Consider the following 22,654-nt stretch of genomic DNA (forward strand, 5'->3'; position numbering starts at 1 on the left):
TCGAGTCCGGCTCGGTGATCGGCCCCGCGTGGGACTCGCTCCTGGCGAAGCTGATCGTCACGGGCGCCGACCGCAAGCAGGCGCTGGAGCGCTCGCAGCGGGCGCTCGCGGAGTTCACCGTGGAGGGCATGGCGACGGCGATCCCCTTCCACCGGAAGGTCGTGCGCGACGCGGCGTTCGCACCCGAAGTCCACGGCAGCGACGAGGCGTTCACCGTCCACACCCGGTGGATCGAGACCGAGTTCGTCAACGACGTGGAGCCGTTCGGCCCCCCCACGGGCGACGACGAGGCCGGCGAGGCCGGGCGGGAGACCGTCGTCGTCGAGGTCGGCGGGAAGCGGCTGGAGGTGTCGCTGCCGTCTTCGCTGGGGATGCCGCTCGCTCGCGCCGCCGTGGAGGGCGGTGCGCACAAGCCGCGGCGCAAGGCGGGGAAGAAGTCCTCGTCGGCCGCTTCGGGTGACGCGCTCGCCTCTCCGATGCAGGGCACCATCGTCAAGGTCGCCGTCGAGGAGGGGCAGCAGGTCGAGGAGGGCGAACTCGTCGTCGTCCTGGAGGCGATGAAGATGGAGCAGCCGCTCAACGCGCACCGCTCCGGCACCGTCAAGGGGCTCAACTCGCAGGTGGGCGAGGCCGTTACGGCCGGTGCCGTGCTCTGCGAGATCAAGGACTGACCCGGTTCCGCACCGGAGGAGCGTGGGGCGTACACGGTCGGCGTGTACGCCCCACGTCGTGTGCGGTCAGCGCCTACGGGGCCCGAGGTCGGCGACGCGGTTCTTCGCCGGATAGCCCCCGGCGCCGGGTGGCTCGCCCTGCTGTCCTGGGCCGCGCGCCTGCGGGTGCCCCGAACCGCCGCCCTGCGGCGGCGGGTTGCGGCGGGGCGACGGCATGGGGACGTCGCGCCGCTGGCCCTCGGCCCGATGGCCGCCTCCAGGTCCGGGCCCCGAGGGGCTCGGACCGCCCGCCACGACGACCTGCACCCCGCGGTCGGCGAGGGCGTGCAGCTCCGCCTCGGCACGCTGCTCGCCCGCCGGCGGTTCGTCGGTGACGAGGCGGGTGACGGCGTCGGTCGGGACCGTCTGGAACATCGTGTCGGTGCCGAGCTTGCTGTGGTCGGCGAGGACGACGACCTCCGTCGCCGCCTGCACGAGCGCCCGATCGACGCTCGCCGAGAGCATGTTGGAGGTGGAGAGCCCGCGCTCGGCGGTGAGCCCGCTCCCGGAGAGGAAGGCACGGGAGACCCGCAGCCCCTGGAGCGACTGCTCGGCACCGCTCCCCACGAGCGCGTAGTTGGAGCCGCGCAGGGTGCCGCCCGTCATCACGACTTCCACGCGGTTCGCGTGGGCCAACGCCTGCGCCACCAGCAGGGAGTTGGTGACGACCGTCAGCCCGGGGACGCGCGCCAGGCGGCGGGCCAGCTCCTGGGTGGTGGTGCCGGCGCCGACGACGACGGCCTCCCCCTCACCGACGAGGCCGGCCGCGAGGTCGGCGATCGCCGTCTTCTCGGCGCTGGCCAGGTGCGACTTCTGTGGGAGCCCGGACTCCCTGCTGAACCCTCCGGGCAGTACGGCACCGCCGTGGCGACGGTCGAGCAGCCCTTCGGCTTCCAGCGCCCGCACGTCCCGACGGACGGTGACTTCGGAGGTCTGGACTACCCGCGCGAGCTCCCGGAGCGAGACCGCTCCGTTGGCTCGCACCATTTCAAGGATCAATTGGCGACGTTCCGCAGCGAACACGAAACTGACAGTAACGCCAACGACCGTCTGGTTTCAGCAGATTGCGCCGATTAACAGAAGTTGTTCGTCTCGTACGGGAGCACGTGGTATAGGGCCCCTCAGGAGCCTTCCGTCCCTGCGTACCGGCCGTCGGACCGCCTTCGCGCCCCTCTTCACGCCCCCGGCGGCGTCAACGGCTCAACTCTCCTCTGCCGCCTTACGAGTGTGCAGCTGCCGCGCCACCTCGGCGATCGAACCCGTCAACGACGGATACACGGTGAAGGTGTTGGCTATCTGCTCGACCGTCAGATTGTTGTCGACGGCGATCGCGACGGGGTGGATCAGCTCGCTCGCACGCGGCGCCACCGCGACGCCGCCCACCACGATCCCGGTACCGGGCCGGCAGAAGAGCTTCACGAAGCCGTCCCTGATGCCCTGCATCTTCGCCCGCGGGTTCCGCAGCAGCGGCAGCTTCACCACGCGTGCGTCGATCGTGCCCTGCTCGACGTCGGCCTGGGTGTAGCCGACGGTGGCGATCTCCGGGTCGGTGAAGACGTTCGCCGAGACCGTCTTGAGGTCGAGCGGCGCGACGGCGTCCCCGAGGAAGTGGTACATCGCGATCCGGCCCTGCATCGCGGCCACCGAGGCGAGCGCGAGGACGCCGGTGCAGTCCCCCGCCGCGTAGACGCCGGGCGCCGAGGTGCGCGAGACCCGGTCCGTCTTGATGTGCCCCGACTCGCGCAGCACCACGCCCGCCTCGGCGAGGCCGAGTTCGGCGGTGTTGGGGATCGCGCCGACGGCGACGAGGCAGTGCGTGCCGCTGATCGTCCGGCCGTCCTTGAGCGTGACCTCGACCCGGTCGCCGACCCGGCGCGCGGACTCGGCGCGCGAGCGGGACATCACGTTCATGCCGCGCCGCCGGAAGACGTCCTCCAGCACGGCGGCCGCGTCCGGGTCCTCGCCCGGAAGCACGCGGTCGCGCGAGGAGACGAGGGTGACCTGGGAGCCGAGCGCCTGGTAGGCACCGGCGAACTCGGCGCCCGTGACGCCGGAGCCGATCACGATCAGCTCCTCGGGGAGCTCCTCGAGCTCGTAGACCTGCTTCCAGTTGAGGATGCGCTCGCCGTCGGGGAGTGCGTCGGGGATCTCCCGCGGATGCGCGCCGGTCGCGATGAGGACGGCGTCGGCCGTGAGCCGCTCCTCGCGGCCGTCGGCGGCGGTGGCGACGACCTCGCGTGAGCCGTCCCGCGCCTGGCCGGGCTCGATGCGCCCGTGCGCACGGACGACGCGGACGCCGGCGCGGGTCACGGAGGCGGTGATGTCGTGGGACTGCGCGAGTGCGAGGCGCTTCACGCGCTTGTTGACGCGGCCGAGGTCGACGCCGACCACACGGGCCGGGTCGGCCGGGTCGTGGGTGCCGTCCTCGATCCGGATACCGAGTTCGCGGTGGGAGGAGTCGAAGCTCGTCATCACTTCCGCGGTGGCGATGAGCGTCTTCGACGGCACGCAGTCGGTGAGGACCGAGGCGCCGCCGAGGCCGTCGCTGTCGACGACGCTCACCTCCGCCCCGAGTTGAGCGGCGACGAGCGCCGCCTCGTATCCGCCAGGGCCACCACCGATGATCACGATCCGAGTCACGGGCCCATTGTCCCGCACGGCCCCCGTCGCCACCCGCCCGGGCCACCCGACGCCGCACAGCCGCCCGCGTCCGCGCACCGCCGCTACCCTCGGGCCATGTCGCTCTACGCCGCGTACGCCGGCAACCTCGACGCCCGGCTGATGGCGCGCCGCGCCCCGCACTCCCCGCTCCGCTGCACGGGCTGGCTCGACGGCTGGCGGCTCGCTTTCGGCGGGGAGCACATGGGTTGGGACGGGGCGCTCGCCACGCTCGCCGAGGAGCCGTGCGGGCAGGTCTTCGTCGCGCTCTACGACGTCGCACCGATGGACGAGGCGGCGCTGGACCGCTGGGAGGGCGTCGGCCTGGAGATCTACCGCAGGACGCGGATGCGCGTCCACACGCTGGAGGGCGACGAGGCCGCGTGGACCTACGTCCTCAACGCGTACGAGGGCGGGCTCCCTTCGCCGCGCTACCTCGGCGACGTCGCCGACGCGGCCGAGTCGGCGGGCGCCCCGCACGACTACGTGATGGAGCTGCGCAAGCGCCCGTGCTGAGGTCGCTACCGGAGGCCGCTTCAACTCCCCCCGGCGAAACGGGCAGTTGAGAGGCGCAGAACGAACCCCCCTCCTTCTACGCGCGTAGGGCCGGAGCGGCTACGCTCAACGCGTGAACGCATCACCCACACTCCACCCCGACGACCCGTACCGCACGGCCGAGGCCGCCGCCGCGCGGCTCCGCGAGCTCACCCGGCGCCGGGAGGGCGGCGCCTTCGAGGGCTCCGACAGTTTCGACGTCGCGCTCGTCATGGGCTCCGGCTGGGCCCCCGCCGCCGACGCGCTGGGCGACCCCGAGGACGAGATCGACGTCACCGAGCTCCCCGGCTTCCCCCCACCCACCGCCACCGGCCACGCCGGAACCATCCGCACGTACACGCTCGGCAGCACCCGGGCGCTCGTCTTCCTCGGCCGCACCCACTACTACGAGCACCGCGACCTCGCGGCCGTCGCGCACGGCGTGCGCACCGCCGTCGCCGCCGGGTGCAAGACGGTCGTCCTCACCAACGGCTGCGGCGGACTGCGGCCCGGCATGCGGCCCGGGCAGCCCGTCCTCATCAGCGACCACCTCAACCTCACCGCCGCCTCACCCATCCAGGGCGCCCGCTTCGTCGACCTCACCGACCTGTACTCGTCGCGTCTGCGCACGCTGTGCAGGGAGGTCGACCCGACGCTGGAGGAAGGCGTCTACGTCCAACTCCCCGGACCGCACTACGAGACGCCGGCGGAGATCACCTACCTGCGGGCCATCGGCGGCGAACTCGTCGGCATGTCCACGGCGTTGGAGGCGATCGCAGCCCGCGAGGCGGGGGCCGAGGTCCTCGGCGTCTCCCTCGTGACCAACCTCGCCGCCGGCATGACGGGCGAGCCGCTCAGCCACGAGGAGGTGCTCCGCGCCGGGCGCGACTCCGCGTCCCGGATGGGGACGCTCCTCGCCGGCGTGCTCGAACGGATCTGACCGGCGCCGGCGTGCGGCGGAGCGCGGTAGGCGGGACGCCGACGCGGGTACCCCGCACAGCGGCGCAGCAGCGACGAGAGGCAGGAACCGTGCACGACGAGGCGATCACGGCAGCCCGCGAGTGGCTCGCCGAGGACCCCGACGAAGAGACCCGCAAGGAGCTGGCCGCGCTCCTGGCCCGAGCGGAGGAAGGAGACCCCGGCTCCCTCGCCGACCTCGGCGACCGCTTCTCCGGGACCCTGCGGTTCGGAACGGCGGGAATGCGCGGGCGCCTCGGCGCCGGACCGATGCGGATGAACAGGGCCGTGGTGATCCGCACGGCGGCAGGGCTCGTGCGCCACCTGGAGCGGACGCTGGGCTCGGCCGCCGGGCTCGACCCGGCGAGGGGGCTCGTGGTCATCGGCTACGACGCGCGGCACAAGAGCGCGGAGTTCGCGCGCGACACCGCGGCGGTCGTCGTCGGGGCCGGCCTGCGCGCCGTCCTGCTGCCGGGCCCGCTGCCGACACCGGTGCTCACCTTCGCCGTCGGACACCTCGGGGCCGTCGCGGGCGTGATGGTCACCGCGAGCCACAATCCGCCGGGCGACAACGGTTACAAGGTCTACCTCGGCGGCGGATACCAGATCGTCCCGCCGACCGACGACGAGATCGCCGCGGAGATCGACGCGATCGGTCCGCTCTCGTCGGTGCCGCGCCCCGACTCCGGCTGGCAGGTCCTCGACGACGGGCTGCTCGACGCGTACCTCGCACGCTCCGGCTCCGTGCTCACCGAAGGGTCGCCGCGCGAGGTGCGCGTGGTGCACACGGCGCTCCACGGCGTCGGCACCGGCACCTTCCGCGAGGCGTTCCTCCGCGCCGGCTTCCCCGAGCCCGTCCCCGTGCCCGAACAGGCGGAGCCCGACCCGGAGTTCCGCACGCTCGCCTTCCCCAACCCGGAGGAGGCCGGCGCCCTCGACCACGCCTTCGCCACGGCACGGGCGCACGGCCCCGACCTCGTCGTCGCCAACGACCCGGACGCCGACCGGTGCGCCGTCGCCGTGCCGGAACCGGGGAGCGAAGCCGGCTGGCGGATGCTCCACGGCGACGAGGTGGGCGCGCTCCTCGCCGTCCACCTCGTCCACAAGCGGGCGCGCGGGACGTTCGCGACGACGATCGTCTCCTCCTCGCTGCTCTCGCGGATCGCACGGGCCGCGAAGGTGCCGTACGCAGAGACGCTCACCGGGTTCAAGTGGCTCTGCCGCGTCCCCGACCTGGCGTTCGCGTACGAGGAGGCGCTCGGATACTGCACCGACCCCGCCGCCGTCCCGGACAAGGACGGCATCACGGCGGCGCTCCTCGTCGCGGAGCTCGCGGCCGAACTCAAGCTCGCCGGACGCACGGTGGGCGACCTCCTCGACGACCTCGCCGTCGAACACGGGCTGCACGCGTCGGGGCAGATCTCGATGCGCGTCGACGAGCTGCCGCGCATCGCCGAGGCGATGGAGCGGCTGCGGTCCCGCCCGCCGCAGCAGCTCGGCGGGTTGGCCGTCGCCGAGGCGGAGGACCTCGCCGCGGGCGCGGGCGGGCTGCCGCCGACGGACGGTCTCCGCTACCGGCTCGACGGCGCCGGAGCCGTCCGGGGCGCACGCGTGATCGTGCGGCCGAGCGGCACGGAGGCGAAGCTGAAGTGCTACCTGGAGGCGGTCGTCGGGGTCGAGGGGCAGGGGGACCTCGACCGCGCGCGGCGGACGGGGGAAGCGGTGTTGGAGCGGATCAAGGAGGGGCTCTCGGCCGCCACCGGGCTGTGAACCGGCTGCGTCAGCCGGTCGCGAGGAGGACGGCGAGCGCGACGACGCCGGCCGCGGCCGGCGCGAGCACCTCGTAGGCCCAGCGGACCGCCACGCCGCCTGCCCGGTCGCCGTCCGCGCCGTGGCGTTCGGCGAGGGAGCGGAGGTCGTCCATCGCCTGGTCCGAGGGCGCGCGGCGGTCGGTCTGCTCCGGCTCCTTGGCGACGGAGGGCATCGTCCTGCCGCCGAACAGGCCGCCGGCCGCCGAGGGCGGGCGGCCGGCGGCGACCCGCTCGTTGTGGCGCGTCGCCTTGTTCCGGGCGCGCAGCGACACCGGGATCGACCAGAGTTGGTAGGTCCGGCCGTCGGCGACGACCTCGCTTGAGTACCCGGAGCGCAGCGACTCCACCGCGCCCCACGGCACCGAGACGGTCCGGAAGGGGTTGCGCACCCGCAGCCGCCGCTCGCCCGCGAAGACCGCGGGGCGCAGGGTGAACGCCACCACCAGCGGCACGACGACGAAGAGGCCGGCGAGCGTGATCCACGGTGTACGCCCGTCGCTGTTGACGATCGCGTCGGTGCCGAGCCACAGGGCGAGCAGGAGCAGCAGCACGCCGCCGGCCATGCCCGCGGGCGAGCGGAAGACACGGTCCGCGTACGCCGGGGGCTCGGGGCGCTGCTCGCCGGGCTCGTCTGCCGTGGTCCCTCGCCCCTCGGGGCGGTCGTCCCCTGGGGTGCTCTCCTCGCGCGTCATGCGATCGATTCTGCCGGACCGTCCGGTAGACGGACATTGCGGTACGGCATCGATGCGTGTGGCGGGAGCGCACGCTGTGTCGGGAGGTCGTCGCACACGGTGTTCGGCCGCTCCAACTGCCGGGAAAACGGTCGCACTTCGGGGGCGACGCACCGCTACACGCGTAGATATGCTGCCCTGGTGACCATGCCGACTCCCCCCAGCAGCCCCCCGGCCGCGCCCCGCCCTCCCGTCACCGGGCCGGCGCCCTCGCAGGCGGAGCTCCGCTCCCGGCTCCACGGCCTCCCCGGCGTCGACGCCGTCGGCCTCGAGCAGCGCGCGTCCGGGCTCGCCACCCGCTCGATCAAGACGACGGCGAAGGCGTACGCCCTCGACCTGGCGATCTCCATGGTCGACCTCACCACCCTCGAGGGCTCGGACACGGCCGGCAAGGTGCGCGCCCTGTGCGCCAAGGCGGCGCGGCCGGACCCCGGCGACCCGACGACGCCGCACACCGCCGCCGTCTGCGTCTATCCCGACCTCGCCGCCACGGCGAAGGAGGCGCTCGCCGCCGCGGGCGCCCCGCAGGTCGAAGTCGCCGCCGTGGCGACGGCGTTCCCCTCCGGGCGCGCCTCGCTCCGGGTGAAGATCGCCGACGCCGAGGACGCGGTCGCGGCAGGCGCCGACGAGGTCGACATGGTGATCGACCGCGGCGCCTTCCTCTCCGGCGACTACCTGAAGGTCCACGAGGAGATCAGAGCCGTCAAGGAGGCGTGCGCCGCCGGACCGGGCGGCGGCGCGCGGCTCAAAGTCATCTTCGAGAACGCCGAGTTGGCGACGTACGACAACATCCGGCGCGCCTCCTGGCTCGCCATGGAGGCGGGCGCCGACTTCATCAAGACCTCGACGGGGAAGGTCGGCGGCGCCGCCACCCTCCCCGCCACCCTGCTGATGCTGGAGGCGGTCCGGGGCTACCACGCGGCCACCGGCACCCGCGTCGGCGTCAAGCCGGCCGGCGGGATCAGGGCGGCGAAGGACGCGCTGCGCTACCTCGTCGTCGTCAACGAGGCGGCGGGTCCCGAGTGGCTCACACCCGACTGGTTCCGCTTCGGCGCCTCAGGACTCCTCGGCGATCTCCTGATGCAGCGCCACAAGTTGGCGACGGGGGCCTACTCCGGCGCCGCGTACGTCACCGTCGACTAGACGACCTGCCACCCACCCATGCCCACACCCCAAGGCACAGAGGCACCGATGGTTTTCGACTACGCACCCGCACCGGAGTCCCGCTCGCTGGTGCAGATCGCCCCGTCCTACGGGCTTTACATCGACGGCGAGTTCCGCGAGGCGGCGGACGGGAAGAGCTTCAAGACCGTCTCCCCCGCCGACGAGCAGGTCCTCAGCGAGGTGGCGCACGCCGGCGCCGAGGACGTCGAGGCCGCCGTCCGCGCGGCCCGCTCGGCCTTCCCCGGCTGGGCCGCGCTGCCCGGTGCCGAGCGTGCGAAGTTCCTCTTCCGGATCGCCCGCATCCTCCAGGAGCGCTCCCGCGAACTCGCCGTCCTGGAGACCCTCGACAACGGCAAGCCGATCAAAGAGACGCGCGACGCCGACCTGCCGCAGGTCGCCGCACATTTCTTCTACTATGCAGGCTGGGCCGACAAGTTGGCCCACGCAGGTCTGGAGCGCACCGCGCACGGCGGCCCGCCGCGGCCGCTCGGTGTCGCCGCGCAGGTCATCCCCTGGAACTTCCCGCTGCTCATGCTCGCCTGGAAGGTCGCGCCCGCGCTCGCCACCGGGAACACCGTGGTGCTCAAGCCGGCCGAGACGACGCCGCTCTCCGCGCTCTTCTTCGCCGACATCTGCCGCCAGGCACAGCTCCCGGCGGGCGTCGTCAACATCCTCACGGGGGACGGGGAGACGGGCGCCGCACTCGTCTCCCACCCCGGCGTCGACAAGGTCGCGTTCACCGGCTCCACCGCCGTGGGCAAGGCGATCGCCCGCGAAGTCGCAGGCGGTGACAAGCGGTTGACGCTGGAGCTCGGCGGCAAGGGCGCCAACATCGTCTTCGAGGACGCGCCGCTCGATCAGGCCGTCGAGGGCGTCGTCAACGGCAGCTTCTTCAACCAGGGGCAGGTCTGCTGCGCCGGCTCGCGGCTCCTCGTCCAGGAGTCGGTCGCCGACGAACTCCTCGAAGCCCTGCGGCGGCGGCTCGGCACGCTGCGGCTCGGCGATCCGCTCGACAAGAACACCGACATCGGTGCGATCAACTCGCCCGAGCAGCTCGCCCGGATCACCGAACTCGCCGACGCGGGGGAGGCCGAGGGCGCGGCACGGTGGTCCCCGGCGTGCGAACTCCCGTCGCAGGGCTACTGGTTCGCGCCGACCGTCTTCACCGGAGTGACGCAGGCGCACCGCATCGCGCGCGAGGAGATCTTCGGTCCTGTGCTCTCCGTGCTCACCTTCCGCACCCCTGAGGAGGCGGTGGCGAAGGCGAACAACACACCGTACGGGCTTTCGGCAGGCATCTGGACGGAGAAGGGCTCGCGCATCCTGCGCGTCGCCGAGCAGCTGCGGGCCGGTGTGGTCTGGGCGAACACCTTCAACAAGTTCGATCCCACCTCGCCCTTCGGCGGCTACCGGGAATCCGGCTTCGGCCGCGAGGGCGGACGGCACGGACTGGAGGCGTACCTCGACCTCACCGGCGCCGAGCCGGCCGAGGCGGGCGCCGTGGCGAACGAGGGCAGGCGCGGGGCTCGCGCCGGTGGAAAGGCAGGTGGCCGGTGAGTGAGCAGACGGCACAGCGGCGCACGGGCGCGCCGCGCAGGCTCGGGGTGCTGAAGACGTACAAGCTCTTCGTCGGCGGAAAGTTCCCGCGCAGCGAGAGCGGACGGGTGTACGAGGTGGTCGACGCAAAGGGCGAGTGGCTCGCCAACGCCCCGCTCTCCTCGCGGAAGGACGCCAGGGACGCCGTCGCCGCCGCGCGCAAGGCGTTCCCCGGTTGGTCCGGGGCGACGGCGTACAACCGCGGTCAGGTCCTCTTCCGGGTGGCCGAGATGGTCGAGGGGCGCAGGGCGCAGTTCGCCTCCGAGGTCGCGGCCGCCGAGGGGCTCTCGGCCGCGCGCGCCTCCGCGCAGGTGGACGCGGCGATCGACCGGCTCGTCTGGTACGCGGGCTGGACCGACAAGATCGCGCAGATTGCCGGAGGTCCCAACCCGGTGGCAGGGCCCTTCCTCAACGTCTCGACCCCCGAACCCACGGGCGTGGTCGCCGTGTTGGCGCCGCAGCGCTCCTCGCTGCTGGGGCTCGTCTCGGTGCTGGGGCCCGTCCTCGCGGGGGGCGGTACCGCGGTGCTCGTCGCGTCGGAGCGGGCGCCGCTCCCTGCGCTCTCCTTCGCCGAAGTGCTCGCCACCTCCGACGTGCCCGGCGGGGTCGTGAACATCCTCTCCGGGCGGACGGCCGAGCTGGCGGCGCCGCTCGCCGCCCACCGCGACGTCGACGCCCTCGACCTCACCGGCGCCTGCCGGGATCCGGAACTCGTCCGCGAGTTGGAAGTGGCGGCGGCCGAGAACCTCAAGCGCGTCCACCGGCCCCGGGCGGGCGCCGGGGACGGCGACGCCGAGGACTGGACCGCGGAGCCGGGGACGGGGCGGCTGCTCGCCTTCCTGGAGACGAAGACGGTCTGGCACCCCCGAGGGGACTGAATCCCGCACGGTTCCGGGCCCCGCGCGGGGCCCGGACCATCGGGGCACGGCCGACCGGGCCGACCGACTGCGCTGCACGCTCCGCGCCGTGGGCGTCTTCTCGTGAGCGGTGCGGCAGCACCCGCATCCCTCCGCCCGGCGCACACCCTGCGTTTCGTTCACGTGCCCGCACACCCCTCCCGCCAGGTGCTCCGTGCCCTCGCCCTTCCCTCGTGCTCGACTACCGCGTCGCCGCGGTCGACGCGCGAGGCGGCGGAGCGCTGGGGGATGCGCGTGCCCGAGCGGTTGCGGGGGCCGATCGCCGGCCTGCTCGTCGGGGCGGCGGGCGTGCAGGGCGCAGGGGCTGCGCGGGGCGCGCAGGACGCGCACAACGCGGAGTGCGCGCGGGATGAGCAGCGCGAGCAGAGCACAGGCGACGCGCAAGGCGCGCCGCCCGGCGGGCAGCCCCGGATGCCGACGGCGCCTCGGTGGCGTCAACACGCGGCTTCCGCACCCTCGTTGGAGTGGTCGCCGTTGCCGGTCCCGTCGGGCTCCGCCGCTCTGTCCTCCGGGGCGGGACGGCGGAGCTCCTCGGCGAGCCAGCTCGCGCCGTGGACCCGGACCGATCCCTTGCTTATGGCCTCGCGCAGAGTGAGAGAGGAGTTGGCCAGCTCGACGGGCGCCCGTGCGTCCAACTCCATGACCACGTCGGGGGATTCGGCGCGCCCGGGCTCGTAGAGCGGCGGCGCCTCGGCCCCGGGACGCACGCCGCAGAGGCGCTCGACGTCAAGGTGGAGGTGGAAGCTTCCCTCTTCCAGGTGGACGTCGAGGACGCCGCGCGCCGCTCCGTCCGGCGGCTCGCCCCCGCCTGCCGACTCCCGGAGCGCACGCGCGACGGCCCCCTGGAGCGGCACGGCGAACCAGTGGGCGCGCACCGCGTCGGTCGGGCGCAGTCCGTCGAGGAGGGGGGCGCCCCACTCGGCGAGCGCGCGCAGCACGGGGAGCAACGCGGCGCCGCGCTCGGTGAGTTCGTAGACGTAGGCGGAGGCGGGGCTCGCGAGGCGGCGCCGCCCGACGAGCTCGGCCTGTTCCATGTGCCGCAACCGCGCGGCGAGTATGTCGGTGCTGACGCCCGGGAGATCGGCGTGGAGATCCGTGTACCGGCGTGGGCCGGCGAGGAGTTCTCGCACGATCAGCAAGGTCCAGCGGTCCCCGACGGAGTCGAGGGCGCGCGCTATGGCGCAGAACTGGTCGTAGCTGCGGCGGGTTCGGCTCGGCATGGCACCAGTGTACGCATGCGGTTGGACTTTCCAAGTCCGGACTTGGTAGAACCAAGTAGTCAGATCCGAGGGGACGTTCCGAGCGGGTCAGGGCGCGGTGCCTGCTGCGTTCTTGGCGGCCGCGGCGCGTCCCCGATGGCAGGGCGGGCCGCGCACGCGGCTCCCCGGGAGGGCGGGGACGCATGGTGTTCCGGCAGTCGAGCAAGCTCAGCGAAGTCTGCTACGAGATCCGCGGTCCTGTGATCGAGCAGGCCGACGCGCTCGAGGAAGCAGGCCACAGCGTCCTGCGCCTCAACACCGGCAATCCGGCGCTCTTCGGCTTCGAAGCGCCGGAGGAGATCCTCCAGGACATGCTCCGGATGCTCCCCCGCGCGCACGGGTACACGGAGTCGCGGGGCATCCTCCCGGCCCGCCGCGCGGTGGCCCAGCACTACCAGCAGCGAGGCATGCCGGAGACCGACGTCGACGACGTCTTCCTCGGCAACGGCGTCTCGGAGCTCATCTCCATGGCCGTCCAGGCGCTCGTCGAGGACGGCGACGAAATCCTCGTCCCCGCCCCCGACTTCCCGCTCTGGACGGCCGTCACGACGATGGCCGGCGGCCGCGCCGTCCATTACCGCTGCGAGGAGACCGCGGAGTGGCTCCCCGACCTCGACGACATGGCAGCGAAGATCACACCGCGCACCAAGGCCGTCGTGATCATCAACCCCAACAACCCCACGGGCGCCGTCTATCCGCGCGAGACCCTCGAAGGCATCCTCGAACTCGCCCGCAGGCACGGCCTGATGGTCCTCTCCGACGAGATCTACGACAAGATCCTCTACGACGACGCCGTCCATTACCACCCGGCCGCGCTCGCCCCCGACCTGGTCTGCCTCACCTTCGGCGGCCTCTCGAAGGCGTACCGGGTCGCCGGCTTCCGCAGCGGCTGGCTCATCGTCTCAGGACCCCGCTCGGAGGCCGCCGACTACCTGGAGGGCCTCGGCATGCTCGCCTCGATGCGTCTCTGCCCCAACGCCCCCGCGCAGTACGCCATCCAGGCGGCCCTGGGCGGCCGCCAGTCGATCGACGAACTGGTACTCCCCGGCGGCCGTCTCCACGAACAGCGCGACGTCGCCTGGCAGAAGCTCAACGAGATCCCGGGAGTGAGCTGCGTCAAGCCCAAGGGCGCCCTCTACGCCTTCCCCCGGATCGACCCCGAAGTGCACAAGATCCACGACGACGAGCAGTTCGTCCTCGACCTTCTCCTCCGCGAGAAGATCCAGGTCGTCCAAGGCACCGGTTTCAACTGGCCTTCGCCCGACCACTTCCGCATCCTCACCCTCCCCCGCGCCGAGGACCTCGACGCGGCCATAAGCCGGATCGGAAGGTTCCTGGAGGGTTACCGGCAATGAGCCGGGCCACGCGGCGCCCCGGGGCCGACACTGCCGCGAGGTGCACGCGCTCCGATGCAGGCACGCCGGGTGCACGGCCGTCGACGCACCCGCGTGAGCAGCAAGCCGAAGCGTCTGCCTCGCCGGGCGCCCTCCGAGCCGACCTCCGCGTGCCCACGGCCAACGCGCACCGGCGTCCTCACACCGGCACGACGCCCCCTCGCGCCCCCTCCTCGGCAGCCGCCGAGCACCGCACGGAACGACGGAGCGGCTTCCGAGCGGCTCGGCCCCTGGCGTCCACACCGGCGAGAAGGCGCTCCTTCACCCCGGCCACCCTGCCGGCCGCTCTGGCGCCCCCTCGCCGCGCACCGTCAACACACGGCGGCGACGACCACGTTGGGCTCACCCCCGCGGTGCTCAGGCGAGCCGACACCCACCCGGAACAGCCGCTGGGGCGCTCATGCCCCGGCCCCCGCGGCAACGCCCCGCACCGCGACCCCGCCCGCGACCCCTTCAGGCGCGGTGGGCGCGGCGCGAGGCGCCGTCCGCGGACTACCGCGACCTCAGTGGCCGCGCGCGAGCCACTCCTGGACGTGCGGTGCCTCGTCCCCGATCGTCGTCGAGTCCCCGTGGCCGGTGCGCACCTCCGTCTCCGAGGGCAGCGTCAGCAGGCGGTTCCTGATCGACTCGACGATCGTCGGGAAGTCCGAGAACGACCGCCCCGTCGCACCCGGCCCGCCCTGGAAGAGCGTGTCACCCGTGAAGACGGTCCCGAGGTCCGGCGCGTAGAAGCAGACGGCCCCCGGCGCGTGCCCCGGCGTGTGGAGCACCTGCAGCTCCACACCGGCCACGGAGAGGCGCTCGCCGTCGAGCAAGTCCTCGTCGGGAACGGTGCCCTGGTGCGTCATCTTCCACAGCGGCAGGTCCTCCGGGTGGAGGTGGACGGGCGCGCTGGTGAGCTCGGCGAGCTCGGGCGCGGCGTCGACGTGGTCGTTGTGGCCGTGGGTGCAGAGGATCGCCGCGACCCGACGGCCGCCGACCGCCTCGCTGATCGCCTGCGCGTCGTGCGCGGCGTCGATCACGACGACCTCCTCGTCGTTCCCCACGACCCAGACGTTGTTGTCGACCTCCCACTCCCCACCGTCGAGCCGGAAGGTGCCCGAGGTGACGACGTGGTCGATACGCGCGGCGCTCACAGGACCACCACCGAACGCAGCACGTCCCCGCGGTGCATCCGCGCGAACGCCTCCTCGATCTCGTCGAGGGCGATCGTCTCGGTGACGAAGGCCCCGAGGTCGAGGCGGCCCTGCTGATGGAGGTCGACGAGCATGGGGAAGTCCCTGGAGGGCAGGCAGTCGCCGTACCAGGAGGGCTTGACGGCGCCGCCTCGCGAGAAGACGTCGAGGAACGGCAGTTCCAGCTCCATCTCCGGGGTCGGCACACCGACGAGGACCACCGTGCCCGCGAGATCCCGTGCGTAGAACGCCTGCTTGAAGGTCTCGGGCCGGCCGACGGCCTCGATCACGACGTCGGCACCGAAGCCGCCCGTGAGCTCGCGCACGGCCTCGATCGGGTCGGAGTCACGGGAGTTGACGGTGTGCGTCGCGCCGATCCGCTCGGCCGTCGCCAGCTTGCGGTCCTCGATGTCGACGGCGATCACCTTCGACGCCCCCGCGAGCCGCGCACCGGCGATCGCCGCGTCACCGACGCCGCCGCAGCCGATCACTGCGACGCTGTCCCCGCGGGTGACCTGCCCGGTGTTGATCGCCGCACCGATCCCCGCCATCACACCGCAGCCGAGCAGCCCCGCGACCGCCGGCGAGACCGCCGGATCGACCTTGGTGCACTGCCCCGCTGCGACGAGCGTCTTCTCCGCGAACGCGCCGATGCCCAGAGCCGGTTCGAGCTCGCTGCCGGCCTGCGGCCCCGAGACCACGGTCATCCGCTGCTCGGCGTTGTGCGTGTCGAAGCAGTACCACGGGCGTCCGCGGCGGCACGCGCGGCATTCGCCGCAGACGGCACGCCAGTTGAGCACCACGAAGTCACCGGGCGCCACCTCGGTGACCCCCTCGCCGACCGCCTCCACGACCCCGGCGGCCTCGTGGCCGAGGAGGAACGGGTAGTCGTCGCTGATGCCGCCCTGCTTGTAGTGGAGGTCGGTGTGGCAGACGCCGCACGCCTGTACGTCGACCACCGCCTCGCCGGGCCCGGGGTCCGGCACCCGAATCGTCTCGACCCGTACGGGTTCGTTCTTGCCCGGTGCGATGACACCGCGGATCTCCTGGGCCATGTACGGCCTCCTTCTGCGTACGGGGAACGGGACTTGCCACGGGTACGGCGACCGCGGCATCCCGACCACGGCGCCGCCAGGCGCGACCGTCCCATTGTCGCGGTCGCCGCGGCGGACCGGGAGGCGGGCGCACCACGGTCCACCCGAGCGCCGATCGACGCAGCCGGGTCCCCACGGCTCCGCGCATGGCAGAGAATGGACTCCCGTGACCGACTCCACCGACCACACCGGTCCCGAAGCCGACCCGGCGCCGCCCCACCGTACGCGCCCCCTCGCCCGTGTCGTCCTGCTGACCGGGCCTTCGGGTTCGGGAAAGTCCCGGCTCGCGGCCCGCACCGGCCTCCCGGTCCTCCGCCTCGACGACTTCTACAAGGAGGGCGGCGACCCGACGCTCCCCCTCCTGGAGCCGAAGGACGGCGCGCGCCCGGGATCGGGCCCCAAGTCCCCACCGGCAGGCGTCGACTGGGACTCCCCCCTCGCCTGGGACGCCGCCTCCGCGTTGGAGACGGTGACCAGGCTGTGCACCCGTGGCAGCGCCGACGTCCCGCTGTACTCGATCTCGGCGAGCGCGCGCACGGGCACGCGGCACCTCTCGGTGGAGGGCTCCCCGCTCTTCGTCGCCGAGGGCATCTTCGCCGCCGACCTCGCCACCGCCTGCGCCGAGTCCGGCCTGCTCGCCGACGCCCTCTGCCTCAGCGGCAGCCCGCTCACCACCTTCCGGAGGCGGCTGCTCCGGGATGTCCGCGAGGCACGGAAGTCGCTCCCCGTGCTCGTCCGCCGCGGATGGCGGCTGCTGCGGGCGGAGGGGGCGATCGTCGAGCGCCATGTACGTCTCGGCGCCTTCCCGTGCGGGAGGGAGGAGGCCGCTGCCCGTATCGAGCGCGCCCTCGCCTCCGCGACCGGCCCCGCGCCCGCCGGGCACCCCACGTCTCCGGCCCACACCGTCCCGCGCCCGCGCGAGGCCGGCTGCCGCACGGGAGCAGGCGAGACCGGCGCATCACGCTAGACCGCGCACACGACGCAGCGGGAGGTTCCCGCCAGACCCCCCGGCCGGCCGGAACCTCCCGCTGCTTCCCCGTGTCCCCTTGTCCCCCCCCGTGCCCCCTGTCCCCTCGGACCGTGCTTTCCCCCTGCCTCAGGCGACGAGTTCGCCGAAGGACTCCTCGCGGTCCTTGCCGAAGCTGAGCACCTCGTCGTCGCGGAGCCGCCGCAACGAGCGCCAGATGCTGCTCTTCACGGTGCCGACGCTGATGTTGAGGATGTCCGCGATCTCCGGATCGGTCCGCCCCTCGTAGTACCGCAACACCAGCATCGTCCGCTGCAGTTCGGGGAGCTTGGCGAGCGCCTGCCAGAGCACGGCGCGCAGTTCGGTGCCGCGCATCGCGTCCTGGTCGTGCGCCGTCTCGGGCAGCTCCTCCGTCGGGTACTCGTTGAGCTTCCGGCGCCGCCAGGCGCTGATGTGGAGGTTCGTCATCGTCCTGCGGAGGTACCCGCCGACCGCCGCCTTGTCGGTGATCCTGTCCCAGGCGCGGTACGTCGAGAAGAGCGCGCTCTGGAGGAGGTCCTCGGCCTCGTACCGGTCGCCCGTCAGGTGGTAGGCGGTCGCGTAGAGGGAGGCCCGGCGGTCGCGGACGTAGGCGGTGAACGCCGCTTCGGCGTCGCTCTCCGTCTCGTGCTCCGCGGTGTCCCGCCGTTCCCCTTCGGCCTCCCCGTACGCGTCCCGCTTCCGCTCCCCCGTCTCCCCCCGGGCCTGCTCCGGTACGTCCCCCCGCAGGCCCTCGACCGCAGCGATGTGCTGCGGACGCACCCGCGCGGCGCCGCGGACGCGTCCCCGCCCGCTCACCGCGCCGGACTTCTCACCGTTCCGCGGCACGGTGTCGCCGCCGAACGTCGTCCGCGTCGCGGGAACCGAAGGCACGTGCAGACGCGTGTGAAGTACTGCATTGGTTGCGGTGCCGTGCAGTTTGTTCATCTCACGCGCCCCCTTCGGAGCCATCGGTTCCTTGCTGACGACGTACACATTGCCGGGCCAGTTTCATGGCGAGGTCCTCCGACTGTCACAGCGGTGTCACAACGGATCAGGCCCCGGCGGGCCGCGCTTCCGGTCGAAGGAGGAACCGGCGGTCGAAGTCGGGATGGGTCATGCGCCAGAATGGCGCGCGTGGCTTTCCTGTTGCTGATCGAGGACGACGACGCTGTCCGTACGGCCCTGGAGATGGGGCTCACCCGCCAGGGGCACCGCGTGGTGACCGCGGCCTCGGGCGAGGACGGCCTCAAACTGCTGCGCGAGCAGCGCCCGGACCTCATCGTGCTCGACGTCATGCTCCCGGGCATCGACGGCTTCGAGGTCTGCCGCCGCATCCGTCACACCGACCAGCTCCCCATCATCCTGCTCACGGCGCGCAGCGACGACATCGATGTCGTCGTGGGCCTGGAGTCGGGCGCCGACGACTACGTCGTCAAGCCGGTGCAGGGCAGGGTTCTCGACGCCCGCATCCGTGCCGTGATGCGCCGCGGCGAGCGCGAGTCCAGCGACTCGGCCACCTTCGGCTCGCTCACCATCGACCGCTCGGCGATGACGGCGACCAAGAACGGCGAGGACCTCCAACTCACCCCGACGGAGCTGCGGTTGCTGCTGGAGTTGAGCCGCAGGCCCGGCCAGGCGCTCTCCCGCCAGCAGCTCCTCAGGCTCGTCTGGGAGCACGACTACCTCGGTGACTCCCGCCTCGTCGACGCCTGCGTGCAGCGCCTGCGCGCCAAGGTGGAGGACGTCCCGTCCTCGCCGACCCTCATCCGCACGGTCCGCGGCGTCGGCTACCGGCTGGACGCTCCTCAGTGATCGCGCGCTCGCGGGACGGCGGCCCCGGGGCCGCGGAAGAGGAAACGCAGAAGGGCGAGGAACACCGGCCGGAAGACGACGGTTCCGCGAAGAAGCCTCGCGGGGTGCGCCGTCGGCTGGCCGGTGTGCTGCCGTCGCTGCGGTTGCGGCTCGTCGTGGTCTTCGCGCTCGTCGCACTGACCGCCGCCGTCTCGGCCTCGGGGATCGCCTACTGGCTCAACCGCGACGCCGTGCTCACCCGCGCGCAGAACGCGGCGCTCAACGACTTCCGGAAGTCGTTGGAGGACAACGCGGGGAACCTCCCGAGCGAGGCGGAGTGCGCCCAACTCCGCGAGGCGGCCGACCGGATGGCGGGCACCACCCAGAACTACGAGGTCCTGCTGATAGGCGGGAGCCGCGACAGGGGCCCCTGCGCCGCCGCCTCCAGCGAGGACGACTTCACCCTCGGACACGTCCCCGCCTCGCTCCGCAAGGCGGTCGACAAGCGCCGCACCGTGGACTCCGCCAACCGGCACCCGTACCACCTCTATTGGCAGCGCATCACGATAGACGGCGACCCCTTCCTCGTCGGAGGGGCGAAGGTGATCGGCGAGGAGCCGACGCCCACCGGCTACATGCTCAAGTCGCTCGCACCCGAGCGCGACGATCTCAACTCCCTCGCCTGGTCGCTCGGGATCGCCACGGGCCTCGCGCTCCTCGGCGCCATGCTCCTCGCCCAGGCCGCCGCGACGACGGTGCTCCGCCCCGTCCGCAGGTTGGCCCAGGCGGCCAAGCAGCTCGGCGAGGGCCGCCTCGACACCCGTCTGAAGGCGACGGGCAGCGACGAACTCGCCGAGCTCTCCAGGACGTTCAACCGCTCGGCCGAGGCGTTGGAGGCCCGCGTCGCCGAGTTGAGCGCCCGCGAGGAGTCGAGCCGCAGGTTCGTCGCCGACATGTCGCACGAGCTGCGTACGCCGATGACGGCGATCTCCGCCGTCACCGAGGTGTTGGAGGAGGAGCAGGAGAACCTCGACCCGATGATCGCGCCGGCCGTGCAGCTCGTCGTCAGCGAGACCCGGCGCCTCAACGACCTCGTCGAGAACCTGATGGAGGTCACCCGCTTCGACGCGGGCACGGCCAGGCTCGTCCTCGACGACGTCGACGTCGCCGACCAGGTCACCGCCTGCATCGACGCGCGCGCCTGGCTCGACGCCGTCGAACTCGACGCCGACCGCGGCATCATGGCCCGCCTCGACCCGCGCCGGCTCGACGTCGTCCTCGCCAACCTCATCGGCAACGCGCTCAAGCACGGCGGCTCCCCCGTCCGCGTCTCCGTGCGCACCGAGACCCCGCAACCGGGCGACGCAGAGGCCGCGCGCCAAGTCGGCGCCCCCGCGCAGGAGCCGCAGCGCGAGCTGGTGATCGAGGTGGCCGACCGTGGGCCCGGCATCCCAGAAGAGGTGCTGCCGCACGTCTTCGACCGTTTCTACAAGGCGAGCGCCGCACGCCCCCGCTCCGACGGCAGCGGCCTCGGCCTCTCCATCGCCATGGAGAACGCACACATCCACGGCGGCTGGATCACGGCCCACAACTCCTCGGAGGGCGGCGCCGTCTTCACCCTCCGCCTCCCCCGCGACGCCCACCGCGTCGCGGGCGGCGAGATGGAGGGCGAGGCCGAGGACGCGGAGGGCAGCAGGAGCAGGAGGCGCCGCCGCGACGGCGCGGAGTCCGGCAACGGAGGGGACGGGGAGTGAAAGGCCGTACCAGCGCGCGCCGTCGGGAAACGGGGGGTGCCGAAGAGCGCCGCGGGACGAGGCGCGCCCGGGACGCGGGAGGCCGTGCACTCGCCCTCGCCGCGGCTTCCTTGGCCGCCGCGGCGCTGCTCTCCGGGTGCGGTATCAGGGCCACCTCGGTGCCGGTCGACGCCGGCGCCGCGCCGTCGCGCGTCGGCTGCGCCCCGCCCACGTCGACGCCGCCCGCCCCGCCCGGCGCGGAGACGAGCCAGGTGCGCGTCTTCCTCGTCTGCGGGTCGCGGGTGGCGCCCGTCGAGCGGGAGGTGGCCATACCGCAGGGCCGCTCGTCCGCGCGCCGGGTCCCCGTCGCCCGGGCGCTCGTCGAGGAGCTCACCGAGCCCCCGCGGCGTTCCGAGCGCGCGACGGGCTTCGAGAGCGCCGTGCCGCAGGACCTCACGGTGGACGGCGGCACGGAGGCGGACCCGAAGGAGGCGCTGCGGCTGAGTGTCCCGCTCGACGAGCTGCCGGCGTTCGCGCTCGCGCAGATCGTGTGCACCTTCAGCGGCAGCGCGGCCGCCGACACCAACGACGCCGTCGTCCTCGGGGGCCCCGCCGAGACCGCGGAGGAGGCCGAGCGGGCCCGCCCGCTGGAGCGGTTCGAGTGCGGCACGGCCCTTCGCACCCGCCCCGAAGCGGCGGAGACGGCGGGCACCCGCGTGTGAACCCCGAGCGCCGGTGACGAGCGCCCCGAGGCCGGCGTGCGGGGCAGGACGTACGCCGGGACAAGCTGTGGGGAACCGGACGCTTCGGACCGGAACCGCGGCCTGGGGAGGGGACGTCCTCAGTTCCGTGCAGCGCCATGGCTCAGGCGGCGGAACAGCCGTCTTCCGCATCCGCGCCGCGGGACTCCTCCTGCTCGGCGCGTACCTCCTGTTCGTCGGATGGCTGACGCTGCGGCCGCTCGCCGTCCCGTGGGTCCTCCCGACGAACACGCGGCCGCTCGCCACCATCCGCGCCGACCTCGCCGACGGGCCCACCGCGGCGCTGACCGGAATCGGAGGCGGACTGCTGCTCATGGTGCCGCTAGCCCTGCTCCTGCCGATCGCGGGCGGCGGCTGGCGCCGCCCGCTCCCCGCGCTGTGGCTGCGGGCGGTGGGCGTGACCGGGCTGCTCTCGTCGGGGATAGCGGTGACGCAGTCCGGGATCTCGGGCCAGATGGGGAACGTCGATTCGGTGCTGCTCAACACGGTCGGCGTCGCGGTGCTGCAGCCGCTGCTCTTCCCACCGGTGCGGAACTGGCTGTTGCGGGTTCCGCGGAGGGCAGGCACCGTGCGCGGGGGCGGCCGGCCCGCGGGTCGGTCCGGCGGGGGCGGGGCGCCGCGCCAGTCCGGCACCCCTGAGGGGTCGTCCCCGAGGACAGCCAGGGTTCACCTCACTCCTTGGCCCGAGGCGCGGGTGGCTCACCGCGGCTACCTTCGTAAGTAGGCAGAAGGTCCCGATCGGGGCCCGCCTCCGATACGAAGGAGTACCGAGATGTCCACACTGGCCCGCCCCCGCAACGGACGGATGATCGGCGGTGTGTGCGCCGGGCTCGCCCGCCGCTTCGGTACCACGCCGACCACGATGCGCGTCCTCTTCCTGCTCTCGTGCCTGCTGCCGGGGCCGCAGTTCGTGCTCTACCTGGCGCTGTGGGTGCTGATGCCGAACGAGGACGAGCGCACCGCCTGGTGAGCCGCCGACCGCACGCCGCACGCGAGGGCGGCGGTCCACCGCGGGGTGGACCGCCGCCCTCGCGACTGTCGGGAGGCGTGTCCTCAGGAGATGAGGCCGCCACCGAGCGGGACGCCGCCGAGGAGCTCCTGGCCCGAGGGGCTGCCGGGCTGCTTGCTGTTGCCGGAGCCGGGCTTCTCGGAGTCCTGGTTGAGGAGGCTGTCGGTGGTCTTGCCGAGGTCCTGGTCGGCGACCGCGTCCGTGGCGGCGTCGACGGTGGGGCCGAGGGCGGGTGCGGCGGCGGCCGTGCCGGCGCCCGCGAGGGCCGCGGCTCCGGCGAGTGCGAAGGCGCCGAGGGTCTTCCGGGTGAGGTGCGTGGTCTGCAACGTGGGTCCTCGCTGTGTGTGGGGGTGTTCTTCAGCGGCGACCGCG

General features: G+C 73.2%; 22 protein-coding genes. 14 read left to right on the forward strand and 8 right to left on the reverse strand.

Annotated elements, in window-relative coordinates; translation table 11 throughout:
- A partial coding sequence (locus UWG_RS0113790) for a biotin/lipoyl-containing protein (RefSeq protein ID WP_016907805.1) occupies positions 1-671 on the forward strand: 671 nt, incomplete at its 5' end.
- A 66-nt stretch (positions 672-737) separates the two neighbouring features.
- On the opposite strand, the gene UWG_RS0113795 is transcribed toward UWG_RS0113790, so the two are convergent.
- Complete coding sequence (locus UWG_RS0113795; protein WP_078495654.1) at positions 738-1,733, reverse strand: DeoR/GlpR family DNA-binding transcription regulator; 996 nt, start codon at positions 1,731-1,733, stop codon at positions 738-740.
- Positions 1,734-1,910: 177 nt separating this feature from the next.
- Entirely contained in the window at positions 1,911-3,350 is a 1,440-nt protein-coding gene (locus tag UWG_RS0113800; RefSeq protein ID WP_033196132.1) for an NAD(P)H-quinone dehydrogenase, read from the reverse strand.
- Positions 3,351-3,446: 96 nt separating this feature from the next.
- On the opposite strand from UWG_RS0113800, the gene UWG_RS0113805 reads away from it, so the two are divergent.
- From UWG_RS0113805 to UWG_RS0113815, 3 genes are all read left to right on the forward strand, one after another.
- Entirely contained in the window at positions 3,447-3,884 is a 438-nt protein-coding gene (locus UWG_RS0113805; RefSeq protein ID WP_016907808.1) for a gamma-glutamylcyclotransferase family protein, read from the forward strand.
- 112 nt (positions 3,885-3,996) lie between these two features.
- Positions 3,997-4,842, forward strand: coding sequence for a purine-nucleoside phosphorylase (locus tag UWG_RS0113810; protein ID WP_016907809.1), 846 nt, complete (start codon positions 3,997-3,999; stop codon positions 4,840-4,842).
- An 89-nt stretch (positions 4,843-4,931) separates the two neighbouring features.
- A complete protein-coding gene (locus UWG_RS0113815) occupies positions 4,932-6,629 on the forward strand; it encodes a phospho-sugar mutase (RefSeq protein WP_016907810.1) in 1,698 nt (565 codons plus the stop codon).
- Between the two features lie 10 nt (positions 6,630-6,639).
- On the opposite strand, the gene UWG_RS0113820 is transcribed toward UWG_RS0113815, so the two are convergent.
- A complete protein-coding gene (locus UWG_RS0113820) occupies positions 6,640-7,362 on the reverse strand; it encodes a PH domain-containing protein (protein WP_016907811.1) in 723 nt (240 codons plus the stop codon).
- A 186-nt stretch (positions 7,363-7,548) separates the two neighbouring features.
- On the opposite strand from UWG_RS0113820, the gene deoC reads away from it, so the two are divergent.
- The 3 genes from deoC to UWG_RS0113835 are packed head-to-tail and all read left to right on the forward strand — an operon-like array spanning position 7,549 to position 11,039.
- On the forward strand, positions 7,549-8,544 hold the full coding sequence (gene deoC / locus UWG_RS0113825; RefSeq protein ID WP_016907812.1) for a deoxyribose-phosphate aldolase: 996 nt from the start codon (positions 7,549-7,551) through the stop codon (positions 8,542-8,544).
- Positions 8,545-8,592: 48 nt separating this feature from the next.
- Positions 8,593-10,122, forward strand: a complete 1,530-nt coding sequence (locus UWG_RS0113830) for an aldehyde dehydrogenase family protein (protein ID WP_016907813.1) — start codon at positions 8,593-8,595, stop codon at positions 10,120-10,122.
- Positions 10,119-11,039, forward strand: coding sequence for an aldehyde dehydrogenase family protein (locus tag UWG_RS0113835; protein ID WP_016907814.1), 921 nt, complete (start codon positions 10,119-10,121; stop codon positions 11,037-11,039). Before UWG_RS0113830 ends, UWG_RS0113835 begins: the two co-directional genes overlap by 4 nt.
- A 473-nt stretch (positions 11,040-11,512) precedes the next feature.
- Here UWG_RS0113835 and UWG_RS0113840 read toward each other — a convergent pair whose 3' ends face one another.
- Positions 11,513-12,298, reverse strand: coding sequence for a winged helix-turn-helix transcriptional regulator (locus UWG_RS0113840; RefSeq protein WP_016907815.1), 786 nt, complete (start codon positions 12,296-12,298; stop codon positions 11,513-11,515).
- A 182-nt stretch (positions 12,299-12,480) separates the two neighbouring features.
- Here UWG_RS0113840 and UWG_RS0113845 point away from each other — a divergent pair, with 182 nt between their 5' ends.
- On the forward strand, positions 12,481-13,692 hold the full coding sequence (locus UWG_RS0113845; RefSeq protein ID WP_016907816.1) for a pyridoxal phosphate-dependent aminotransferase: 1,212 nt from the start codon (positions 12,481-12,483) through the stop codon (positions 13,690-13,692).
- A 542-nt stretch (positions 13,693-14,234) separates the two neighbouring features.
- Here UWG_RS0113845 and UWG_RS0113850 read toward each other — a convergent pair.
- Positions 14,235-14,867 carry an MBL fold metallo-hydrolase gene (locus UWG_RS0113850; protein ID WP_016907817.1) on the reverse strand — a complete coding sequence of 211 codons (633 nt, stop codon included), beginning with the start codon at positions 14,865-14,867 and terminating at the stop codon, positions 14,235-14,237.
- A complete protein-coding gene (locus UWG_RS0113855) occupies positions 14,864-15,961 on the reverse strand; it encodes an S-(hydroxymethyl)mycothiol dehydrogenase (protein ID WP_016907818.1) in 1,098 nt (365 codons plus the stop codon). The genes UWG_RS0113850 and UWG_RS0113855 overlap by 4 nt, the downstream gene beginning before the upstream one ends.
- A gap of 205 nt (positions 15,962-16,166) precedes the next feature.
- Between UWG_RS0113855 and UWG_RS0113860 the strand changes: the two genes are divergently transcribed.
- Positions 16,167-16,967 carry a uridine kinase family protein gene (locus UWG_RS0113860; RefSeq protein WP_016907819.1) on the forward strand — a complete coding sequence of 267 codons (801 nt, stop codon included), beginning with the start codon at positions 16,167-16,169 and terminating at the stop codon, positions 16,965-16,967.
- A 129-nt stretch (positions 16,968-17,096) separates the two neighbouring features.
- On the opposite strand, the gene UWG_RS0113865 is transcribed toward UWG_RS0113860, so the two are convergent.
- On the reverse strand, positions 17,097-17,933 hold the full coding sequence (locus UWG_RS0113865; RefSeq protein ID WP_029391437.1) for a SigE family RNA polymerase sigma factor: 837 nt from the start codon (positions 17,931-17,933) through the stop codon (positions 17,097-17,099).
- Positions 17,934-18,122: 189 nt separating this feature from the next.
- Between UWG_RS0113865 and UWG_RS0113870 the strand changes: the two genes are divergently transcribed.
- From UWG_RS0113870 to UWG_RS0113890, 5 genes are all read left to right on the forward strand, one after another.
- Positions 18,123-18,800 carry a response regulator transcription factor gene (locus UWG_RS0113870; RefSeq protein ID WP_193386448.1) on the forward strand — a complete coding sequence of 226 codons (678 nt, stop codon included), beginning with the start codon at positions 18,123-18,125 and terminating at the stop codon, positions 18,798-18,800.
- Positions 18,797-20,533, forward strand: coding sequence for an ATP-binding protein (locus UWG_RS0113875; RefSeq protein WP_016907822.1), 1,737 nt, complete (start codon positions 18,797-18,799; stop codon positions 20,531-20,533). The genes UWG_RS0113870 and UWG_RS0113875 overlap by 4 nt, the downstream gene beginning before the upstream one ends.
- Before the next feature lie 110 nt (positions 20,534-20,643).
- A complete protein-coding gene (locus UWG_RS0113880) occupies positions 20,644-21,234 on the forward strand; it encodes a hypothetical protein (protein WP_016907823.1) in 591 nt (196 codons plus the stop codon).
- Between the two features lie 127 nt (positions 21,235-21,361).
- Entirely contained in the window at positions 21,362-21,997 is a 636-nt protein-coding gene (locus tag UWG_RS0113885; RefSeq protein WP_033196134.1) for a VanZ family protein, read from the forward strand.
- Between the two features lie 48 nt (positions 21,998-22,045).
- Positions 22,046-22,243, forward strand: coding sequence for a PspC domain-containing protein (locus tag UWG_RS0113890; RefSeq protein WP_016907825.1), 198 nt, complete (start codon positions 22,046-22,048; stop codon positions 22,241-22,243).
- Positions 22,244-22,326: 83 nt separating this feature from the next.
- On the opposite strand, the gene UWG_RS0113895 is transcribed toward UWG_RS0113890, so the two are convergent.
- Positions 22,327-22,608, reverse strand: a complete 282-nt coding sequence (locus tag UWG_RS0113895; RefSeq protein WP_016907826.1) for a hypothetical protein — start codon at positions 22,606-22,608, stop codon at positions 22,327-22,329.
- Positions 22,609-22,654 lie beyond the last annotated feature (46 nt).

Source organism: Streptomyces xiaopingdaonensis (assembly GCF_000262345.1).
Taxonomy (GTDB): domain Bacteria; phylum Actinomycetota; class Actinomycetes; order Streptomycetales; family Streptomycetaceae; genus Streptomyces; species Streptomyces xiaopingdaonensis.

Bases quoted from the DNA above. Each gene is read 5' to 3' on its own strand.
- UWG_RS0113805 (WP_016907808.1), top strand. From the start codon at position 3,447: ATGTCGCTCTACGCCGCGTACGCCGGCAACCTCGACGCCCGGCTGATG.
- UWG_RS0113820 (WP_016907811.1), bottom strand. From the start codon at position 7,362: ATGACGCGCGAGGAGAGCACCCCAGGGGACGACCGCCCCGAGGGGCGA.
- deoC (WP_016907812.1), top strand. From the start codon at position 7,549: ATGCCGACTCCCCCCAGCAGCCCCCCGGCCGCGCCCCGCCCTCCCGTC.
- UWG_RS0113830 (WP_016907813.1), top strand. From the start codon at position 8,593: ATGGTTTTCGACTACGCACCCGCACCGGAGTCCCGCTCGCTGGTGCAG.
- UWG_RS0113840 (WP_016907815.1), bottom strand. From the start codon at position 12,298: ATGCCGAGCCGAACCCGCCGCAGCTACGACCAGTTCTGCGCCATAGCG.
- UWG_RS0113845 (WP_016907816.1), top strand. From the start codon at position 12,481: ATGGTGTTCCGGCAGTCGAGCAAGCTCAGCGAAGTCTGCTACGAGATC.
- UWG_RS0113855 (WP_016907818.1), bottom strand. From the start codon at position 15,961: ATGGCCCAGGAGATCCGCGGTGTCATCGCACCGGGCAAGAACGAACCC.
- UWG_RS0113865 (WP_029391437.1), bottom strand. From the start codon at position 17,933: ATGAACAAACTGCACGGCACCGCAACCAATGCAGTACTTCACACGCGT.
- UWG_RS0113890 (WP_016907825.1), top strand. From the start codon at position 22,046: ATGTCCACACTGGCCCGCCCCCGCAACGGACGGATGATCGGCGGTGTG.